Origin of the sequence: Salinivibrio sp. MA351 (assembly GCF_001996065.1) — a bacterium.
In the GTDB taxonomy this organism is placed as follows: domain Bacteria; phylum Pseudomonadota; class Gammaproteobacteria; order Enterobacterales; family Vibrionaceae; genus Salinivibrio; species Salinivibrio costicola.
Genome location: NZ_MUFG01000005.1, coordinates 1 through 19,393, shown reverse-complemented (window position 1 = coordinate 19,393; position 19,393 = coordinate 1). Strand labels below are relative to the sequence as shown.

16 protein-coding genes, 1 tRNA gene and 1 rRNA gene are annotated in these 19,393 nt (G+C 49.2%); 11 read left to right on the top strand and 7 right to left on the bottom strand.

Going from position 1 to position 19,393, the window contains the following annotated elements:
* Nucleotides 1-49 precede the first annotated feature (49 nt).
* The 7 genes from BZG78_RS04455 (at nucleotide 50) to idi (ending at nucleotide 7,719) form a co-directional block, all read left to right on the top strand.
* Entirely contained in the window at nucleotides 50-496 is a 447-nt protein-coding gene (locus tag BZG78_RS04455; RefSeq protein ID WP_021023397.1) for a DUF1249 family protein, read from the top strand.
* Between the two features lie 61 nt (nucleotides 497-557).
* Nucleotides 558-1,343: a 3',5'-cyclic-AMP phosphodiesterase gene (cpdA, locus tag BZG78_RS04450; protein ID WP_241824030.1), complete on the top strand. Its 786-nt coding sequence runs from the start codon at nucleotides 558-560 to the stop codon at nucleotides 1,341-1,343.
* 5 nt (nucleotides 1,344-1,348) lie between these two features.
* Nucleotides 1,349-1,927, top strand: a complete 579-nt coding sequence (yqiA, locus tag BZG78_RS04445; RefSeq protein WP_077660486.1) for an esterase YqiA — start codon at nucleotides 1,349-1,351, stop codon at nucleotides 1,925-1,927.
* A 210-nt stretch (nucleotides 1,928-2,137) separates the two neighbouring features.
* A complete protein-coding gene (parE, locus tag BZG78_RS04440) occupies nucleotides 2,138-4,030 on the top strand; it encodes a DNA topoisomerase IV subunit B (protein ID WP_077660485.1) in 1,893 nt (630 codons plus the stop codon).
* A gap of 25 nt (nucleotides 4,031-4,055) precedes the next feature.
* A complete protein-coding gene (parC, locus tag BZG78_RS04435) occupies nucleotides 4,056-6,305 on the top strand; it encodes a DNA topoisomerase IV subunit A (protein ID WP_077660484.1) in 2,250 nt (749 codons plus the stop codon).
* 98 nt (nucleotides 6,306-6,403) lie between these two features.
* Nucleotides 6,404-7,138, top strand: a complete 735-nt coding sequence (locus tag BZG78_RS04430) for a 1-acylglycerol-3-phosphate O-acyltransferase (protein ID WP_077660483.1) — start codon at nucleotides 6,404-6,406, stop codon at nucleotides 7,136-7,138.
* Nucleotides 7,139-7,152: 14 nt separating this feature from the next.
* Nucleotides 7,153-7,719: an isopentenyl-diphosphate Delta-isomerase gene (idi, locus tag BZG78_RS04425; protein WP_021023403.1), complete on the top strand. Its 567-nt coding sequence runs from the start codon at nucleotides 7,153-7,155 to the stop codon at nucleotides 7,717-7,719.
* Nucleotides 7,720-7,773: 54 nt separating this feature from the next.
* Here idi and BZG78_RS04420 read toward each other — a convergent pair whose 3' ends face one another.
* From BZG78_RS04420 to BZG78_RS04390, 7 genes are all read right to left on the bottom strand, one after another.
* The gene (locus BZG78_RS04420) at nucleotides 7,774-8,166 is read right to left on the bottom strand and encodes a RidA family protein (protein ID WP_077459924.1); all 393 of its coding nucleotides are present in this window, start codon (nucleotides 8,164-8,166) and stop codon (nucleotides 7,774-7,776) included.
* Nucleotides 8,167-8,232: 66 nt separating this feature from the next.
* Nucleotides 8,233-8,721, bottom strand: a complete 489-nt coding sequence (locus BZG78_RS04415; RefSeq protein WP_077459923.1) for an arginine repressor — start codon at nucleotides 8,719-8,721, stop codon at nucleotides 8,233-8,235.
* Between the two features lie 170 nt (nucleotides 8,722-8,891).
* Nucleotides 8,892-9,896: an ornithine carbamoyltransferase gene (gene argF, locus BZG78_RS04410; RefSeq protein WP_077459922.1), complete on the bottom strand. Its 1,005-nt coding sequence runs from the start codon at nucleotides 9,894-9,896 to the stop codon at nucleotides 8,892-8,894.
* Nucleotides 9,897-9,923: 27 nt separating this feature from the next.
* A complete protein-coding gene (arcC, locus tag BZG78_RS04405; protein WP_077660482.1) occupies nucleotides 9,924-10,886 on the bottom strand; it encodes a carbamate kinase in 963 nt (320 codons plus the stop codon).
* A 57-nt stretch (nucleotides 10,887-10,943) separates the two neighbouring features.
* A complete protein-coding gene (gene arcA, locus BZG78_RS04400) occupies nucleotides 10,944-12,164 on the bottom strand; it encodes an arginine deiminase (protein WP_077660481.1) in 1,221 nt (406 codons plus the stop codon).
* 543 nt (nucleotides 12,165-12,707) lie between these two features.
* Nucleotides 12,708-14,150, bottom strand: coding sequence for a YfcC family protein (locus BZG78_RS04395; RefSeq protein ID WP_077459919.1), 1,443 nt, complete (start codon nucleotides 14,148-14,150; stop codon nucleotides 12,708-12,710).
* A gap of 509 nt (nucleotides 14,151-14,659) precedes the next feature.
* Nucleotides 14,660-15,145: an RDD family protein gene (locus BZG78_RS04390; protein ID WP_077459918.1), complete on the bottom strand. Its 486-nt coding sequence runs from the start codon at nucleotides 15,143-15,145 to the stop codon at nucleotides 14,660-14,662.
* 215 nt (nucleotides 15,146-15,360) lie between these two features.
* Here BZG78_RS04390 and BZG78_RS04385 point away from each other — a divergent pair.
* The 4 genes from BZG78_RS04385 to BZG78_RS04370 all read left to right on the top strand — a co-directional run bounded on the left by BZG78_RS04385 (nucleotide 15,361) and on the right by BZG78_RS04370 (nucleotide 19,349).
* A tRNA-Leu gene (locus tag BZG78_RS04385) sits at nucleotides 15,361-15,447 on the top strand.
* A 152-nt stretch (nucleotides 15,448-15,599) separates the two neighbouring features.
* Complete coding sequence (locus BZG78_RS04380) at nucleotides 15,600-17,060, top strand: PLP-dependent aminotransferase family protein (protein WP_077660480.1); 1,461 nt, start codon at nucleotides 15,600-15,602, stop codon at nucleotides 17,058-17,060.
* A 75-nt stretch (nucleotides 17,061-17,135) separates the two neighbouring features.
* Nucleotides 17,136-17,354, top strand: a complete 219-nt coding sequence (locus BZG78_RS04375; protein WP_021023412.1) for a hypothetical protein — start codon at nucleotides 17,136-17,138, stop codon at nucleotides 17,352-17,354.
* A 426-nt stretch (nucleotides 17,355-17,780) separates the two neighbouring features.
* Nucleotides 17,781-19,349 (top strand): 16S ribosomal RNA (locus BZG78_RS04370).
* The last annotated feature ends 44 nt before the right edge of the window (nucleotides 19,350-19,393 follow it).

Genomic DNA, 19,393 nt, shown 5'->3' with positions numbered 1-19,393 from the left:
TAACCGATCGTGTACGCATTGCGTAGGCTCGAATAACAAGTAGGTACCCGTGAAAACTAATTATCGTGTCGACTTATCGGCGATGATGCGCCTTTATGAAACCAATTACGCCAAGCTTGTTCGTCTGATGCCACAGCCGGATGAGGTAGGTCGCGTCTGTCGATACGATATTCATGGTCAGGAATATGCGCTGGTGGTACGCGAGTCGACGCGTTATACCACCTTGCTTGATATCGCGCAGCTTAGTCCAGGAGACGCACCTTCGTATTTACATGCTAACCTGACTGTACGCTTGTATCACGACGCACGCGTGGCGGAAGTGTGTACCACGCAGCAGATTTCGCGTTTGAAACCACGTTATGATTACCCAAATCCGCGCATGCATCAGCGCGATGAAAAGCATCAAGTGAATGCATTTTTATCGGATTGGCTCGGCCATTGTTTGCGTCGTGGCATTAGCGCGTCTAATCCTATGTATAAATCATCGTTAAACTAAACCAGCAAAGGTACTTTCAACGTTGCAGCCTTGTCAGATAGATAACGCCCACGGCGATTGCATTCGTCTCTTGCAAATTACCGACACGCACCTGTTCGCCGATGAGCAGGGCAGTTTGCTGGGTATCAACACACTTCAAAGCTATCACGCCGTGTTAGAGGCAATCAGTGCGACATCGAAGCCTTTCGATGCCATTATTGCCACGGGCGATTTATCGCAAGATCACTCTGCATTGTCATATCGCCGTTTTGTCGACGGGATTCAGCGCTGGAAACAGCCTTGCTTTTGGCTGCCAGGCAATCATGACTTTCAGCCTGAAATGCGCGCGGTGCTGCACTCGAACACCTTGATGGCCCGTTCGCAGGTCTTATTAGGAGAGCACTGGCAAATGATCTTGCTCGACAGCCAGGTCGCGGGTGTGCCGCACGGTGAATTATCCCACGATCAACTCAAACGCTTAGATGCGGATTTAAGTGCTTATCCAGAGCGACACGCGCTCGTGCTATTGCATCACCATCCTTTGGAGGCAGGAAGCACTTGGCTTGATCAGCATAAACTGGTCAATCGAGAGGCGTTTTGGCAGATTATGGCGCGCCACCCTCAAGCGAAAGTGGTGGTGTGTGGCCATATTCATCAGGCGTTAGATATTCGTCATCAAGGCGCGCGTGTGATGGCAGCGCCTTCAACCTGTATCCAGTTTATGCCCGATTCGCATGATTTTGCCCTCGATAACCAAAACCCGGGTTGGCGCTGGCTGACACTTTATCCTGACGGACACATTGACACGCAAGTTGAACGTGTTACTGGGCGTTACTTCCGTCCTGACTTTGACTCGAGCGGGTATTAATCAACATGGCATCTGCGTTACTTTACTTACATGGCTTTAATAGCTCGCCACACTCATTAAAAGCCACGCAAATGCGTGAGTTTTGTCATCGTTACCGGCCTGATATTGATGTATTGATCCCGCAACTCCCTAGCCATCCCGCGCCGACTATCGATTTACTTTCTGAACGGGTAGAGGCCTATAGGGAAACGCATCAACTTGGATTGGTCGGAAGCTCATTAGGGGGATTCCTCGCCACTTGGTTGAGTGAACGTTATCAATTGCCTGCTGTACTGGTGAATCCTGCGGTTCGCCCTTATGAGCTATTGCAAGACTATATTGGCGAGCAGGTTAACCCTTATACCCAAGAACATTACCACTTGGATGCCGCTGATATTCTCGCCCTGCGTGAGCTTGATGTGCCCACGCTGTCTGAGCCTTCTCGCTTTTGGTTATTACAACAAATGGGTGATGAAGTATTAGATTACCGTCAGGCGGTGGAGAAATTTAACGCGAGCAAACAGACCGTTGAGCCTCATGGCGATCATAGTTTTATTGGCTTTGAGCGCTATTGCGAGGAGATACTGCAATTTCTCGGCGTATAATCTGCTTACCACGCCAATGTTTGTCCACTCATGCTTTGACCAATGCCTTGTCCACCCATGTTTATCTGCCAAAGTGCTCTGCTAAGCGGATGACTAAGCCAATTATGACTCGGATGGCAGTTCACAGAAACTCGTGGCAATCTGGGGTCGCGCTTGACAAGCGGATCCCCCTTGCTGACCATGTCATCACATTTATTAAGCTAATCGATTATGACAGAACAAAACTATAACGCAGGATCGATAGAAGTCCTCAATGGGCTCGAGCCAGTGCGCCGACGTCCGGGTATGTACACCGATACCAGCCGTCCCAACCATTTGGGGCAAGAAGTGATCGATAATAGTGTCGATGAAGCGCTAGCCGGTCACGCCAGTAAAATTGATGTCATTCTTCATGCAGATCAGTCATTAGAGGTGATTGATGATGGGCGAGGGATGCCGGTTGATATCCACCCAGAAGAGGGCGTCTCTGGAGTCGAACTGATTTTATGTAAACTCCATGCTGGCGGTAAGTTTTCCAATAAAAGCTACCAGTTTAGTGGCGGCCTGCATGGGGTGGGTATTTCGGTTGTTAACGCTTTGTCTCATCGGGTCGAGATCAGCGTTAAACGCGACGGTCAGGTGTATGACATCGCGTTCGAAAATGGCGATAAAGTACAAGACTTGACTGTCACCGGAACATGTGGACGCCGTAATCGAGGTACCCGCGTTCATTTTTGGCCCGATAGCCAATTTTTTGATTCGGACAAGTTCTCGCTTACGCGCTTGAAAACCATTTTAAAAGCCAAGGCTGTATTGTGTCCGGGCTTGACGGTGAACCTGACGGATAAAAACACCAATGAAACCATTACTTGGTGCTATGAAGACGGTCTCAAAGACTACTTAGCACACAGTGTGAAAGGTTATGAGGTACTGCCCGAGACGCCTTTTATCGGTGAATTTAGTGGCCAAAGTGAAGCCGCTGATTGGGCGGTGATTTGGCTCCCAGATGGGGGAGAGTTAACCACCGAAAGTTATGTGAATTTAATTCCAACCCCACAGGGCGGTACCCACGTTAATGGCTTACGACAAGGTATGTTGGAAGCAATGCGGGAGTTTTGTGAATTTCGCAACCTATTGCCTCGCGGAGTCAAGCTGACCGCGGACGATATTTGGGAGCGTTGTGCCTACGTGCTCTCGGTTAAAATTCAAGACCCGCAATTTGCCGGACAAACCAAAGAGCGCTTGTCATCGCGCCAATGTGCGGCGTTTGTCTCTGGCGTGGTAAAAGATGCGTTCAGCCTTTGGCTTAATGAGCGCCCTCATGTTGCTGAGCGCTTGGCAGAAGTCTGTATCGCCAGCGCCCATCGACGGATGCGTGCCGCCAAGAAAGTGGTGCGTAAAAAAGTGGCGTCTGGCCCTGCATTACCTGGCAAGTTAACGGATTGTGCCATGCAAGATTCCAGTCGTACCGAGCTCTTTTTGGTCGAAGGGGATTCTGCAGGCGGGTCGGCCAAACAAGCGCGCGATCGAGAATTCCAGGCGGTGATGCCGCTTCGAGGAAAAATCCTGAATACCTGGGAAGTCTCAGCAGACCAAGTACTTGCCTCGCAAGAAGTACACGATATTTCGGTCGCGCTGGGGATCGATCCGGACTCGAGCGATTTATCTCACCTGCGTTACGATAAAATTTGTATCTTGGCCGATGCGGACTCAGATGGCCTGCATATTGCGACCCTTCTATGCGCATTATTTATGCAACATTTTCACGCGTTGGTCAGAGGTGGCCACGTTTATGTCGCGATGCCGCCTTTGTATCGGATTGATTGTGGAAAAGAGGTCTTTTATGCCTTGGACGAGGATGAAAAGTCCGGGATCTTGGAGCGTTTAAGTAATAAGCGCGGCAAGATCAATGTTCAACGTTTCAAAGGGTTAGGGGAGATGAACCCCTTACAACTGCGTGAGACCACCATGGACCCCAATACTCGGCGCTTGGTACAGCTCACTATCGATGACGAAGAGCAAACGCAACAGCTGATGGATATGTTGTTGGGGAAAAAGCGAGCGGAAGATCGCCGCCATTGGCTGCAGCAAAAAGGCGATATGGCCGAACTTATCGATATTTAAATAACTATAACGGGATCTTATTCGCATGACAGAGGTGACTTATGATGGCGTAGAGCAGCTTGCCCTTCGCCAGTTCACTGAGGATGCTTACCTCAATTACTCGATGTACGTCATCATGGATCGCGCACTGCCGTTTATCGGCGATGGCTTAAAGCCAGTGCAGCGCCGGATTATTTACGCGATGTCCGAGTTGGGGCTTTCCGCCTCCGCAAAGTATAAAAAATCGGCCCGTACCGTTGGCGATGTGTTGGGTAAATACCACCCCCACGGGGATGCGGCTTGCTATGAAGCCATGGTGTTAATGGCGCAGCCGTTTTCTTATCGCTACCCACTGGTTGATGGGCAAGGGAACTGGGGCGCACCGGACGATCCTAAATCCTTTGCTGCGATGCGGTATACCGAATCACGTCTTTCGCGCTTTTCAGAAGTGTTGCTGCAAGAGCTTGGCCAGGGCACGGTCGAATGGGGCCCCAATTTTGATGGCACCATGAAAGAGCCGAAGACCTTACCGGCACGTTTACCGCATATTTTATTAAACGGTATTACTGGGATTGCAGTGGGTATGGCCACCGACATTCCCCCACACAATGCCCGGGAACTCGCCAATGCGCTGGCGGCGATGATTGATAAGCCCAGTATGGATTTAGACGGCGTGCTTGAGTATGTTCAAGGCCCTGACTATCCGACCGAAGCTGAAGTGATCACGCCAAAATCAGATTTGAAAAAGCTCTATACCAGCGGACGCGGATCCATCAAGATGCGTGCTTTGTGGCATAAAGAAAGCAATGAAATTGTGATCACAGCGTTGCCGCATCAAGTCTCTGGTGCCAAATTATTAGAGCAAATCGCCAATCAGATGAGGGCGAAAAAGCTGCCGATGGTGGATGATTTACGCGATGAATCGGATCATGAAAATCCAACGCGTATTGTCATCGTTCCGCGCTCGAATCGTGTTGACTGTGATCAGCTGATGGATCACTTATTCGCTTCGACCGATTTAGAGAAAAGCTATCGCGTTAACCTCAATATGATTGGCCTGGACGGTCGGCCGCAGGTCAAAGGCTTACACGGCATTTTGTCTGAATGGTTAACCTTCCGACGCCAAACCGTAAGACGTCGCCTTGAGCATCGCTTGGAAAAAGTGCTCGCTCGCCTGCATATTTTGGAGGGCTTACTCGCCGCTTACCTCAATATTGACGAGGTGATTGAGATCATCCGCAGTGAAGATGAGCCAAAGGCGGAGTTGATTCAGCGCTTCGGTTTGAGTGAGAAACAGGCCGAAGCCATTCTTGAGATCAAGTTGCGCCAGTTGGCCAAGTTAGAAGAGATTAAAATTCGCGGTGAGCAAGATGAGCTGAGCAAAGAGCGCGACAAACTCGAAACATTGCTGGGATCAGATCGTCGGTTAAACATCTTGATCAAAAAAGAAATCCTAGCGGATGCAGAAAAATATGGTGACGACCGCCGTTCTCCTTTGATCGAGCGTGCCGAGGCCAAAGCGTTAACGGAACGTGATTTAGTCCCCAGTGAGCCCATCACTGTGGTGTTATCTGACAAAGGTTGGATTCGTCACGCCAAAGGCCATGATGTTGATGCCAGCAGCCTAAATTACAAAGCCGGGGATCAATTCCTCGATGCCGCACCGGGTAAGAGTAATCAACCTGCGGTGTTCTTGGGATCAGATGGGCGCAGTTATGCGATCGAATCGCATACCTTGCCGTCAGCACGAAGCCAAGGCGAGCCGATTACGGGTCGAATTAATATCACGCCAGGATCATCGATTCGTCATGTACTCATGGCAGATGAAAATCAGTTTATGCTGATGGCTTCCGATGCGGGCTATGGCTTTGTGTGTAAACAAGCCGATATGCTGTCAAAAAACCGTAGCGGCAAAGCCTTGCTAACGGTGCCCGCGCATGCTGAGGTGATGCCGCCTCGTCAAATCAGCCAGCTAGAAACGGATTTGATTGTGGCTATTTCTAATGAAGGGCGAATGCTGGTCTTTCCTGTGCATGAACTTCCCCAGTTGAGCAAAGGCAAAGGCAATAAAATCATTAATATCCCTGGCGCACGCGCGAAATCGCGTGAAGAAGTGTTAAGTCAGCTCTACGTTGTGCCCGCCGATGTAGGGATTACTCTGCACGCAGGTAAACGGAAATTAACGTTAAAGCCAGACGATTTGGCTCATTATCGTGGCGAGCGTGGTCGTCGAGGGAGTATGCTGCCTCGAGGCCTTCAGCGCGTCGATGATATAGACATTCTCACTGATGAATAACACAACGTCCGCCCTTGTGATCAAGGGCGGCGTGGGTGCATTTTTGTGCTGAATCCGTATACTGACTCGCCTTCTACGCTGGCTCTTTGGAGAGAGAAATGATTTTTGTCGTGCGACTGCTGGCATTATTAATTGCCGCTGTGTTGCTGTTTGTCTTTGGCGGGCTTTACTGCTTATTAAGCCCCCGTAACCCCCGTAATTGCTATCATATCAGTAAATGGTTTGGGCGCCTCTCTCGTTTATTTGGGATTCGCTTGGAACTGCGTTTTGCCGAAGGCGYCCCGCGCGAGCCCGGTGCCAGTGTTTGTATTGCCAACCACCAAAGTAACTGGGATATGGTGACCTTATCCAATGCATTAATGCCTGGCGCGGTCACCGTTGGTAAAAAAAGCCTCTTGTGGGTACCGATTTTTGGCCAGCTTTATTGGCTAACCGGCAACGTATTGATTGATCGAGCGAACCGCAGTAAAGCGATGGGGACCATTGCGCAGGTGACGGAAAAGATCCGTGCCAAGCAACTGAGCGTATGGTTATTCCCAGAGGGGACACGTTCTCGCGGGCGTGGGTTATTGCCTTTTAAAACCGGCGCGTTTCACGCCGCTATCGGTGCCAACGTGCCTTTGATCCCGATCGTATGCAGCTCAACGCATCATTTAAAAGCCAATCGTTGGAACAATGGTCATGTGATTGTTGAAGTGATGGCACCGATTTCATCTGAGAGCTACGATAAAGACAATGTTCGTGCGCTTGCTAAACACTGCCACCAAGTGATGAAAAGCAAGTTAGAACAGCTTGATGCAGAAGTTGCGGAACGTAATCAACGCGACCGCTAATTGAGGATTCAGCTATGACTTCAACCCAGCGCCACCATGTTGTGTTGGTCTCACCTAATGGTGAACCACAAGGGATCGCTGAAAAGTTGGAGGCGCATCAGCAAGGATGGCTGCATATGGCCTTCTCCGTTATGTTATTTCGATGCAACGCCAATGGGGAGCGTGAGTATCTACTCCAACGTCGGGCGGCAGATAAATATCACAGTGGCGGGTTGTGGACTAACACCTGTTGTTCACACCCCAAACAGGATGAACCGATTGCCGCAGCGGCAAAGCGGCGTCTATACGAAGAGTTAGGTATTGCGCGTCCGCTCAACTTTATGATGGGACCTTGGTTTGAATATCGCGCAGAGTTGGGCAACGGGTTGATTGAACACGAGTTGGATCAAGTCATTGCCTGTGAGGTGAATCGCGTCGATATGATCTTAAACCCAGATGAGGTAGAAGATTGTCGCTGGTGGCCGGAAAGTGAGGTTAGGCAGGCAGTCGCAGAGAGCCCTGAGCGATTTACCGCATGGTTTGAGCAGGTACTGACCCGGATTCATGCGATGGTTGAGTTGCCAACCGCCTCGCAGATATAAATCGAGATTGGCTGGGTGACAATTAAGCGGCGTCGTCGACGCCGCTTTTTTTCTTTAAGCGCTACGTACTGCGATAGCTTCAATTTCAATATCAACATCTTTGGGCAGGCGTGCCACTTCAACACACGAACGTGCTGGATAGTTTTCTACCCCGTGCTCGTCAAAGAATGCACCATACACTTTGTTGATATCGGCAAAGTCTTCCATGTTTTTCACAAACACAGTGAGCTTAGCAATATCGTTCACTTTCAGTCCTGCCGCTTCGACAACCGCTTTAACATTATCCAGCGACTGGCGTGCTTGCGCCGTAATTTCTGGTGAAATCTGTCCAGTTACCGGGTTAACCGGGATTTGGCCAGAAGTAAGGATCATATTGCCAAGATCAACCCCTTGTGAATAAGGACCGATCGCTTCTGGCGCCTGTTCAGTTTGCAGTACTTGGATCATTGTCTATTCCTTTGTTAAAACGCAACACCTATAGTCTGCAACGGTTATCCAGCCAGGTAAAGCCGTTTACACGGGGGCAAGGCGATCACGGACCACTTGCTCGCAGGCACTGAGATCGCTTAAGCGGCGAGGGGCGACCAAAATGGTGTCGTTGCCGCCTACCGTGCCTAAAATTAAGGGGTGCCGGTGAAGATCGATTAAGCGTGCAATCAGTTGGGCACCGCCTGGATGTGTTTTTACCACCACCATGGCGTGGCTACAGGTGATCGCGTCAATTTGTGATCCAACCGAAGAGATCGCATACACAGGCTCCATCTCGCCACTCAGCGTATAGACTTTTTGTCCATGCGCATTGGGTACTTTGGCGACCCCCAGCTTGGATAATAACCGAGAGACAGTCGATTGGCTGACATCAAGATAGCCAAGATCCACCAGTTGCTGACGCACAGCATCTTGGGTAGTAAAGCTTTGGGTTTGGAGTAGATGCCGGCACGTTGAAAGGATATCTTCCTCTGGTGTGGCGGCTGTTACCGATAGAATTGCATCATCAACCACGGGCAACCCCTTATAATTAACGGCACTTTACTTTAATATCAGTAGATAAAACTGATGATTAGCGATTCAATCGCATATGCTATCAGTTGCCGTAAAGGGAAACCTTGATGCGTGTCACTGCGTGGTATCAAGAGGAGAAGCAGGGCGCCGTGTGACGCCCTGTTAGGGGATTAATCGCCGAGGGTGGCGACCATCACCGCTTTGATGGTGTGTAAGCGATTTTCTGCTTCGTCAAAAACGATAGAGCAGTCTGACTCAAACACATCTTCGGTGACTTCTAGTCCTTTTAGGCCGTATTTTTGTTCTATTTCGGCGCCGACGGTGGTTTCGTTATTATGGAACGCGGGCAAGCAATGCATGAATTTTACATGTGGATTACCGGTTGCTTTCACTACATCCATATTGACTTGATAGGGTTTCATCATCGCGACGCGCTCGTCCCAAGCCTCTTTAGACTCGCCCATGGAAACCCAGACGTCGGTATACAAGAAATCACAATCTTTAACGCCTTCTTGTACGTCTTCGGTGAGCGTAATGCGCGCGCCGGTTTGCTCTGCAATTTCACGGCATTGTGTCACCAATGCGTCTTCCGGCCAGAATGCTTTTGGTGCAACCAAGCGAATATCCATCCCCATTTTCGCTGCACCGACCATCAGGGAGTTTCCCATGTTGTTGCGAGCATCGCCTAGATAAGCAAAGCGCATTTCATGAAGCTGCTTACCACGGCCATGTTCGAGCATGGTCATTAAATCGGCTAAGATTTGTGTAGGGTGAAACTCGGTGGTCAGGCCATTCCATACAGGTACCCCGGCAAACTCACCGAGCTCTTCGACAATGTCTTGTCCAAAGCCACGGTATTCAATACCGTCATACATGCGGCCGAGTACGCGAGCGGTGTCTTTCATCGACTCTTTATGACCAATTTGAGAGCCGGTTGGGCCGATGTAGCTGACTTGGCCGCCTTGGTCGAACGCAGCGGTTTCAAAGGCACAGCGGGTGCGTGTTGAGGCTTTTTCGAAGATCAGAGCAATGTTCTTACCTTTTAGACGCGGCGTTTCATAACCATTGTATTTGGCTTTTTTGAGTTCAATAGCCATGTCGATAAAGTGTTGGATCTCACGAGGCGTGAAGTCCAGTAGTTTCAGAAAGTTACGGTTGCGTAGGTTAAAAGCCATAATGGGAAATCCTCTTCGTTATTGGTCTCAGGCTTGTGCAGGAGCAGGTTGGCCGTGAGAAATATTGTTTTTATTCATTGAATGTGGACGAATACGCGTGCCCGCCTGACCGGCTAGAATCGCTAAACCATCTTCTAAAGCGCCGATGCCAACCAGTTTTCCACCTTGGCGCACAAATTCGCACGAGGCATCAATTTTAGGCCCCATTGAGCCTGCATCGAAGGTGTATTGGCTTAGATCCTCGGGTGTTGTCTCGGCGATGGCCCGTTGATTGGGTTGACCATAGTCGAGATACACCGCCTCGGCATCGGTCAAAATCAGCAGAGCGTCGGCATTGATTTGGCGGGCTAAGAATGCGGCTGACATGTCTTTATCAATCACCGCTTCAATGCCTTTGAGTTGATCACCTTCTTTAATGACTGGGATACCGCCACCACCGGTACAAATCACTAAATGCCCCTGTTTGATCAAGCTGGCAATGGCATCATCCTCAATAATGCCAGTGGGTTGCGGGCTAGGTACCACCCGACGGAAATATTGGCCATCCGGTTTGATATCCCAGCCATATTTGTCAGCAAGCTGATTCGCTTCTTGTTGGTCATACACGGGGCCAATCGGTTTGGTCGGATTGGCAAATGCCGGGTCCTTGGGATCAACCGTCATTTGCGTGAGCATACAAGACACATGTTGATCCGGTGCTAAGTTATGTAGCTCTTGCATCAGCATGTAGCCAATCATGCCTTGAGTTTCAGAGCCGAGCACATCCAACGGATAAGGGGTCACAGATTTATACTCTAACCCTTGCAGTGCCAATAAGCCGACTTGTGGGCCGTTGCCATGAACCAGAACGACGTTATATTGCTCACCAATCGCCGCGATGGTTTTCGCTGCTTTGGCGATATTGGCACGTTGAATGTCGGCTTCTAAAGGCTCGCCTCGACGCAGGAGGGCGTTGCCACCTAATGCAACCACGACAGTGGGTTTATTCATAATCATACTCTCTACAGTCGTTGGGGCTGAGCGCAAGCAGGCTCAGCCCAATGCGTTTTAAATACCATCACGATGGATAGGGCAGCTCATGCAGCGCGCGCCACCCCGGCCGCGGCCCAATTCGTCACCGGGAATCGACAAGACAGTGATACCCGCTTTATCGTATTTTTCGTTGGTATAGGTATTCCGTTCATAGCCCACCACGACACCAGGACGAACGGTGAGTACGTTGTTGGCATCATTCCATTGCTCACGCTCGGCTTCAAAGCTGTCACCGCCTGTGGTAATCAGATTCAGTGGGCCGACATCAAGTCCTTTTTCAATCGCGGTCAGGAAGTAATCCTCTTCGCGAACATTGAGTTTGCCAGTGCGATCACCGGTGAGGCTCCAGCATTTGATGTCTTTGCGAATCACTTCTGGGTATACCGAGAAGGTATCTTCGCGCATATGGGTCATCACGGTATCAAGGTGCATGCATGAGCGGTGTTTAGGGAGTTCCATCGCAATCACTTGCTTGGCTTGTCCGTGTTTGAACAAACTGGATGCGAGGTTTTCTACCCCTTGCGGCGTGGTGCGTTCAGACATCCCAATGAGGACCACGCCTTTACCCAAGACAGTGACATCGCCACCTTCTATAGTGGCATTATCATAATCAATGTTCTCGCCACCAAAGTAGGTAATAAAGTCGCCATTGGCGAAACGTGGGTGCCATCTATAAATGGCGCGTAGATGGTTGGTTTCACGTTTACGCGCCGGTTTAGCCATTGGGTTAATCGATACGCCGCCGTATAACCAGCACGAGGTATCTCGCGTAAATAAGTGATTAGGCAGTGGGTCGATAATAAAGTCTGAAGGGGAATGCATCGCTTGCAACATCGATGTTGTCGCCAGCGGAAGCTCAGAGTAGGCGAGCCCGCCTAAGAACATCGACGCTAACTCATGATGAGGAAGATCATTTAAGTAGCAGCGGATATCGTTCGCAAACGACGGACCAAAGGTATAGTCAGATATTTTTAGGTTCATCAGCCAAGCTTTGGCTTCAGGGACATCCAGCGTTTCAGCCAGCAGGTTTTGCAACAATAAGACTTCCACACCCTGGTCTCGAAGCGTTTGTGCGAACTTGTCATGCTCTTCACCTGCGCGTTCAACGGAAAGTACATCGTCGAAAAGCAGGTCGTGACAGTTAGAGGGAGTGAGGTGTGTCAAAGCACGCTCAGGACGGTGTAACATCACTGTACGTAATTGACCAATTTCTGAGCCGACATAGAAGTTGTTCATCTTTCTTTCTCCGTATATCTCTGCTTGGCTTTTCATCGGAAGGGATAAATAAAAAGTGCAGATTTATTATTGGGTACAAATTCATTCTAACGCGGCGTGATAATGGAACTGGAAGTTGGATCACATTGACTCAATACATCCTAGAGAGCGGTTTTTACCCTGTGTTAATGGTATTTATGGCAGATGATTTACGTGGTCTTTAATAATTAATCACTTTTAATGATTGCTTAGCGTTTTTATTTTTTTATCTTCAGAGTTTGCGCGGACTTTGTGTTTGTTTTATGCCTATTTTATTTTGCGTGTATTAAAGCTTATGCGTCATTAATGAATGACTATCTTTTGATTTTTTTTAATTTAACAAGTACAGGCGATTTTTTGGTTTGAATTGTGACGGTGATCATTATTATACTGCTTGTTGTTAAAAAATGTTGTTTTATTGTGAAAAATACAAAGCGACAAAAAATAAAGCAGGTCAAGGTCGTTTTTAGGCAAAAAAAAGCGCACTTGCTTATCGCAAGTGCGCGTGTGTTGCGGTGATAGTGTTTACAGCATGACACCGACGCTGAGCATAACCATAATCATGATAGTTAAAATGCCAAGCAGGGGAGCAACCCATTTTATCCATTTCGCATAGGGTACACGCGCAATGGCTAAGCCGCCCATGACTACGCCAGACGTCGGGGTCACTAGGTTGACCAAACCAGAGGCTGACTGGTAAGCGGTGACGACTAATTCACGACCGACGTTGGCGAAATCAGCGAGGGGCGCCATGATTGGCATGGTAAGAACAGCCAGTCCTGATGACGAGGGCACCAAGAAAGACAGAAGCACTTCAAGCCAATACATCACATTGATAAACACAAATGACGACAAACCCGATACTAGGCTTTCCGCGCTATTCAGTATGGTGTCGGTGATCATGCCTTTGTCCATGATCACCACAATACCACGCGCAATACCGATGATCAGCGCTACACCAAGTAGGTCTCTCGCCCCATCTATAAAGCTGGTGGTGATTTCCTCTTCACTCATGCGCGCAATAAGACCAATGATAATGGCGGCCCCTAAGAACACGGCTGAGATCTCGGCCATCCACCATCCGAGCGAGGAGACGCCATAAATCATGACCGCGAATGCACCGGCAAAAACGGTAAGGATGACCTTACGTGTGGCGGTGAAGTCTAGGCTTTGATTATCATCGTGCTCGCCAAGGAAATGCTTTTTATTACTTTCATATTGGTCATAAACAATGGATTGGCTTTGGTCAGCGCGTACTTTTCGAGCATAGCGCATGACATAGGCGACACAAATGAGCCAACCAATGGCCAAAATGGCGAGGCGCAGCAGAATACCGTCGGTAAAAGGAATGCCTGCGGCATTGGCAGCAATCACAGTCGCAAACGGGTTAATGGTTGAGCCTAATGTGCCAATACCTGCGCCAAGTAGCACGGTGGCAGCGGCAACGACAGGATCAAAACGTGCGGCCATCATCACAGGCACAAGCAAGGTATAGAAGGGGAGTGATTCTTCAGCCATCCCGTAGATGGTGCCCCCTGCGGCAAATAGGCCCATCAAGATAGGGATCATCCACTCTTCGCGCCCTTCCAAGCGTTTGGTGACCCGCTCAATACCAGCATCAATAGCGCCCGTTTTCGTCACCAGCCCTAAAAAGCCGCCAATAATAAGAATAAACAGGGAGACATCAATGGCCGCCGCTTCATAAGTTTGGTGATTATAAAAGCCATCAATGGGGGCTAAAAGGACATCAACGATGCCTTGCGGATTACTCTCAACTTGCTGATAAGTGCCTGATACAGGGACTTCTTGACCAAGCTCTTCGTTCATGGTGCGGTCGTATTGCCCTGCGGGTACGACCCAACTTAGGGCGGCAACGACGGCAATAAGAATAAACAGTATCGTATAAGCGGATGGGAACTTCAGATTGGCAAACCAACCTTTTTTCTCAGGAACACTCTGGTTACTCATGGTTTCTCCTCATACCTCTTCTCAGTACAGGGGCGTACTACACGTGTTGAGGTAAAGCGTTAAGTTTCACGTCATTATTATTTTGAGCAATAAACATTTGCTTTGTCTTTATTGTAAAAGCGAGAGGCTTCTTACTTCTTGGTGATATCTCACAAAAGGAAATGTGGCTTTTTATTAAAAAAGATGATCTAAAATTTTAAAGTGAATGTTATGTTGGTTTTTAYGCGTACTTATCCTTTTTTTCGCCAAGGGAAAGGTGGGTTTTTATTGATTAAAATGTATCTACTTGCAGCGTAAGGTAGATATTATCTCTTTGTTCGAGAGCGTTTATGTGAGCAGATTGCTTAATTAGTCATAAGTGGTGGGCGTTAATGATGAATAAAACAGGATAAAACACCAAGGGTTCCAACGTGAGATAATTAGGCTTTTCTTGTTTTAAATCAAATTAGCGTTGGCTTAAACTGAAGTCCGCATAGGAAAGGGCGCACTTGCGCCCTATTGATGGGGCGTTATTTCTTTTTGGTGGGTTTTGGCAGCACAATCATATCGCACTCAGAAAAATGGTCTTGGAAAGCGCGATTATTGATATCGAAGATAACAATGAGGTTGCCAAGGCCAAAGCAGGCCGTTGCCATGCGGATCAGTGCCTGAGTGGGGCGAATATTACTGCCATCGGTATTTTGCAGGCGCAGGCGCCATGCTCGCATCCCGAGTGTTTGTCCTGCCTTACACCAAAAATAGCCATAGAACCCACCGATGACACAGGCTAAATACGCTGTATATAATGGGTTAACAATGGGGTGATGGGTGAGAAAGTCACTGATATCTTGGTAGGGCGCGATAGACATGCCGAGCGCTTGTGCGATCGCGAGCAATGCCATCATGCCGCCCCCCGCAAGCATAAGAAGTGCGGCAACCACGAGGATATCATAGACCCAGGCCGCTAAGCGGCGAAAAAAACCTGCGGTTGGGCAAGCGATAGAAGACGTTTGCATTGGTGTTTACATCCCAGTATTCAATTCGATGCTAGCCTAGCACAGACACTGTCTTGGCGAGTAAGACTAGGCTGTTGTTTTTTGACCAACTATGGGGGTTTTTTCTGCATAAGTGTATCTTAGTGTCCTGAGTTGGTTAAAAATAATGCGAACAAACACTTTTTTGCTTTTTGTGCTTGCACTCGAAAGGGCGGTACGTATAATTGGCCCCACTTGCCGAGATGGCGGAATTGGTAGACGCAGCGGATTCAAAATCCGCCGCCTTAACGGGTGTGAGGGTTCAAGTCCCTCTCTCGGCACCAAATCCCAAAAAAGCCCCAGTCTAAAGACTGGGGCTTTTTTCGTTATGCGCCCGCATAAGCGATGTGCAAGTCACAATCCGCCACATTCTATCCCGCTAATCCTGACGGCCCAAGGTATGATCCCTCGATAAGCAAAAAGAGGGAGTAGTAAGGTGCAAGTGCGTTATCAAGACATTGCTCGTTGGATCGAAGCACAAATCCAGCAGCGCGTTTGGCAAGTCGGCGAGCGGATCCCATCGGTAAGAGAAATGAGCCGTCTCCAGCGCGTGAGTCCAATGACAGTGATGCGTGCTTATGAACAGTTGGAAGCTGATGGCTGGGTTGAAGCGAGACCTCGGTCCGGTTTTTTTGTTCGCCCTCATTATAACCAGTTGGCAGAGCATGTATTGGCGAGGCCACAAGCTGATTCTCAATGGCTTTCCACGCATCAGGATGTCTTTGATGTGATCAGTGCTAGTCACCAAGGAACGCGCTATCCATTTGGTTCGGCATTTCCCGATCCTCAACTGTTCCCCATGCAAGCCTTGGGACGGGCAATGGCGCGAGTGCTTCGTCAGTCTTCACATCCAGACCACTTTACTATTTTACCACCCGGTGACACTGGGCTTCGTCGGTTGATTGCCCAACGCTATCTGCGTCAAGGCATTAAAGTTGGCATTGACGAAATCATTATCACCAACGGCGCAATAGAAGCATTAAGTTTGTCATTAGCCGCACTCACTCAACCTGGTGATAAAGTCATTATCGAAGCACCCGCTTTTTATGGGGTACTGCAAACGCTTGAAAGGCTACAACTTGAACCCGTTGCTGTATCGGTTGATCCAAGTTCTGGTATTGATATAAATGCGCTTGAGCACGCCTTAATCTCACACCAAGTATCGGCATGCTGGTTAATGAGTAACTTTCATAATCCTACCGGGGCATCGATTCCTGATGATGACCGGCCCCGTGTGGTTAGCCTACTTGCGTCTCATCAAGTCCCACTTATCGAAGATGATGTATATGGTGAGCTCTATTTCACCCCTTCACGGCCCATGCCTTTAAAAGCCTACGATGCGCAAGGCGGCGTCTTACATTGCGGCTCTTTCTCCAAACAGCTTGCACCTGGTTTTCGAGTGGGCTGGGTCGCGGCAGGGTGCTATGCGATGCAAATAGAGAAGCGTCAGTCCGTTTCGAGCTTAGCCGTAGGGGCGCCCAATCAACTGGCGATTGCTGATTACTTAAAACAAGGCGGCTATGACGCGCACTTACGCCGATTACGTGAAACGCTGTCTACTCGTCAAAACCAGGTCGTCACCCAACTCAAAGCGATCTTACCGGCCAGTGCCTCGGTTAGCGAACCCAAAGGCGGTTATTTTTTGTGGGTTACATTGGATAAAAACATCGATACGCGTGATCTGTTTCAGGCGTTAAGGCCGTTTGGTGTGACCATCGCCCCGGGTGCATTGTTTGCGACAGATGGACGGTTTAATCATTGCTTTCGTCTCAATCTCTCGATTGATGGAAAAGTAACAAGAGAGCTCGAGCACAATGATGCCGAGTGTGATGGGTTAAATCAGATTGCGACGGCTCTCTCATCGTTACTCGCCGCGTCACCTGTACCAGTTAAATAGTGATCACTTTGTACTAGGCCGCGACGGCACTTTTCCCTTTAAACTGGATGTGCAATACCAGCTTGGGAGGAAAAGATGAAACAAGAGATGAGCATGATGGTGGTCGCAATAATTTGTGCAGCGTTACTGATCCTTGGCCACATCATTATTATTGAAACACTTGCCTATTACACATGGGCGCAATGGACCGCTGGCGCAATTCCTTTTGTGCTTTTGCTCATGGCGTGGGGCGCTGTGCGTTATTGTCGAGCGAAAGAGCGTGCGGAGGAAAGGCAACAATCGCACTTGCACTAATTGTTTTTTTTGTATTGAGGGAGCGTGAGCACCAGCCATCTCTCGCTCTCCACGACTAGAAAAGCTCTCAACGACCGGAAAAAGGGGCCTTTTGTCTGTTTTTGTTTGTTTTGTGAACAAACGAGCAGCAAGGCGCTTTTTTTTTATATTTAGGGGTTGCGGTAAAAACTGAGATCTCTATACTGCGCTTCCTGTCGACGGGGCAACGAGACGCAAGTCACGAAATGCCGACCACGAATCGACACGCTCTTTAACAATTTGACCTATGCAATCTGTGTGGGCACTCGTTGAGAATAGACAAAAAGATTTATTCGATGAACTGAGTGACCAATTCATGTTGGTACAGCCTTGAGCTGTTTTGATTTCACTTTTTTAAAAGTGGATGCCAACAAGAGCACAGTCAAGGAAAAGCAAACACCAAAACTTTAATTGAAGAGTTTGATCATGGCTCAGATTGAACGCTGGCGGCAGGCCTAACACATGCAAGTCGAGCGGAAACGGCAGTATTGAAGCTTCGGTGGATTTACTGGACGTCGAGCGGCGGACGGGTGAGTAACGGCTGGGAACCTGCCCTGACGAGGGGGATAACCGTTGGAAACGACGGCTAATACCGCATAATGTCTTRRTTCRTTAGAGYYRKGACCAAAGGTGGCCTCTACATGTAAGCTATCGCGTTGGGATGGGCCCAGTTAGGATTAGCTAGTTGGTAAGGTAATGGCTTACCAAGGCAACGATCCTTAGCTGGTTTGAGAGGATGATCAGCCACACTGGGACTGAGACACGGCCCAGACTCCTACGGGAGGCAGCAGTGGGGAATATTGCACAATGGGGGAGACCCTGATGCAGCCATGCCGCGTGTGTGAAGAAGGCCTTCGGGTTGTAAAGCACTTTCAGCAGTGAGGAAGGTCGTGTACTTAATACGTGCACGGCTTGACGTTAGCTGCAGAAGAAGCACCGGCTAACTCCGTGCCAGCAGCCGCGGTAATACGGAGGGTGCGAGCGTTAATCGGAATTACTGGGCGTAAAGCGCATGCAGGCGGTTTGTTAAGTCAGATGTGAAAGCCCGGGGCTCAACCTCGGAACCGCATTTGAAACTGGCAGGCTAGAGTCTTGTAGAGGGGGGTAGAATTTCAGGTGTAGCGGTGAAATGCGTAGAGATCTGAAGGAATACCAGTGGCGAAGGCGGCCCCCTGGACAAAGACTGACGCTCAGATGCGAAAGCGTGGGTAGCAAACAGGATTAGATACCCTGGTAGTCCACGCCGTAAACGCTGTCTACTTGGAGGTTGAGGTTTTAGACTTTGGCTTTCGGCGCTAACGCATTAAGTAGACCGCCTGGGGAGTACGGCCGCAAGGTTAAAACTCAAATGAATTGACGGGGGCCCGCACAAGCGGTGGAGCATGTGGTTTAATTCGATGCAACGCGAAGAACCTTACCTACTCTTGACATCCAGCGAAGCCTTTAGAGATAGAGGCGTGCCTTCGGGAGCGCTGAGACAGGTGCTGCATGGCTGTCGTCAGCTCGTGTTGTGAAATGTTGGGTTAAGTCCCGCAACGAGCGCAACCCTTATCCTTGTTTGCCAGCACRTAATGGTGGGAACTCCAGGGAGACTGCCGGTGATAAACCGGAGGAAGGTGGGGACGACGTCAAGTCATCATGGCCCTTACGAGTAGGGCTACACACGTGCTACAATGGCAGATACAGAGGGCAGCGAGACAGCGATGTTTAGCGAATCCCTTAAAGTTTGTCGTAGTCCGGATTGGAGTCTGCAACTCGACTCCATGAAGTCGGAATCGCTAGTAATCGTGGATCAGAATGCCACGGTGAATACGTTCCCGGGCCTTGTACACACCGCCCGTCACACCATGGGAGTGGGCTGCACCAGAAGTAGATAGCTTAACCTTCGGGAGGGCGTTTACCACGGTGTGGTTCATGACTGGGGTGAAGTCGTAACAAGGTAGCCCTAGGGGAACCTGGGGCTGGATCACCTCCTTACTGACGCTATTCTTGCGAGTGTTCACACAGATTGACACAGATTG

What these genes read in the sequence shown, in the direction of transcription:
- yqiA (WP_077660486.1), top strand. Translation starts at nt 1,349, where the DNA reads ATGGCATCTGCGTTACTTTACTTACATGGCTTTAATAGCTCGCCACAC.
- parE (WP_077660485.1), top strand. Translation starts at nt 2,138, where the DNA reads ATGACAGAACAAAACTATAACGCAGGATCGATAGAAGTCCTCAATGGG.
- parC (WP_077660484.1), top strand. Translation starts at nt 4,056, where the DNA reads ATGACAGAGGTGACTTATGATGGCGTAGAGCAGCTTGCCCTTCGCCAG.
- idi (WP_021023403.1), top strand. Translation starts at nt 7,153, where the DNA reads ATGACTTCAACCCAGCGCCACCATGTTGTGTTGGTCTCACCTAATGGT.
- BZG78_RS04420 (WP_077459924.1), bottom strand. Translation starts at nt 8,166, where the DNA reads ATGATCCAAGTACTGCAAACTGAACAGGCGCCAGAAGCGATCGGTCCT.
- argF (WP_077459922.1), bottom strand. Translation starts at nt 9,896, where the DNA reads ATGGCTTTTAACCTACGCAACCGTAACTTTCTGAAACTACTGGACTTC.
- arcC (WP_077660482.1), bottom strand. Translation starts at nt 10,886, where the DNA reads ATGAATAAACCCACTGTCGTGGTTGCATTAGGTGGCAACGCCCTCCTG.
- arcA (WP_077660481.1), bottom strand. Translation starts at nt 12,164, where the DNA reads ATGAACAACTTCTATGTCGGCTCAGAAATTGGTCAATTACGTACAGTG.
- BZG78_RS04395 (WP_077459919.1), bottom strand. Translation starts at nt 14,150, where the DNA reads ATGAGTAACCAGAGTGTTCCTGAGAAAAAAGGTTGGTTTGCCAATCTG.
- BZG78_RS04390 (WP_077459918.1), bottom strand. Translation starts at nt 15,145, where the DNA reads ATGCAAACGTCTTCTATCGCTTGCCCAACCGCAGGTTTTTTTCGCCGC.
- BZG78_RS04375 (WP_021023412.1), top strand. Translation starts at nt 17,136, where the DNA reads ATGAAACAAGAGATGAGCATGATGGTGGTCGCAATAATTTGTGCAGCG.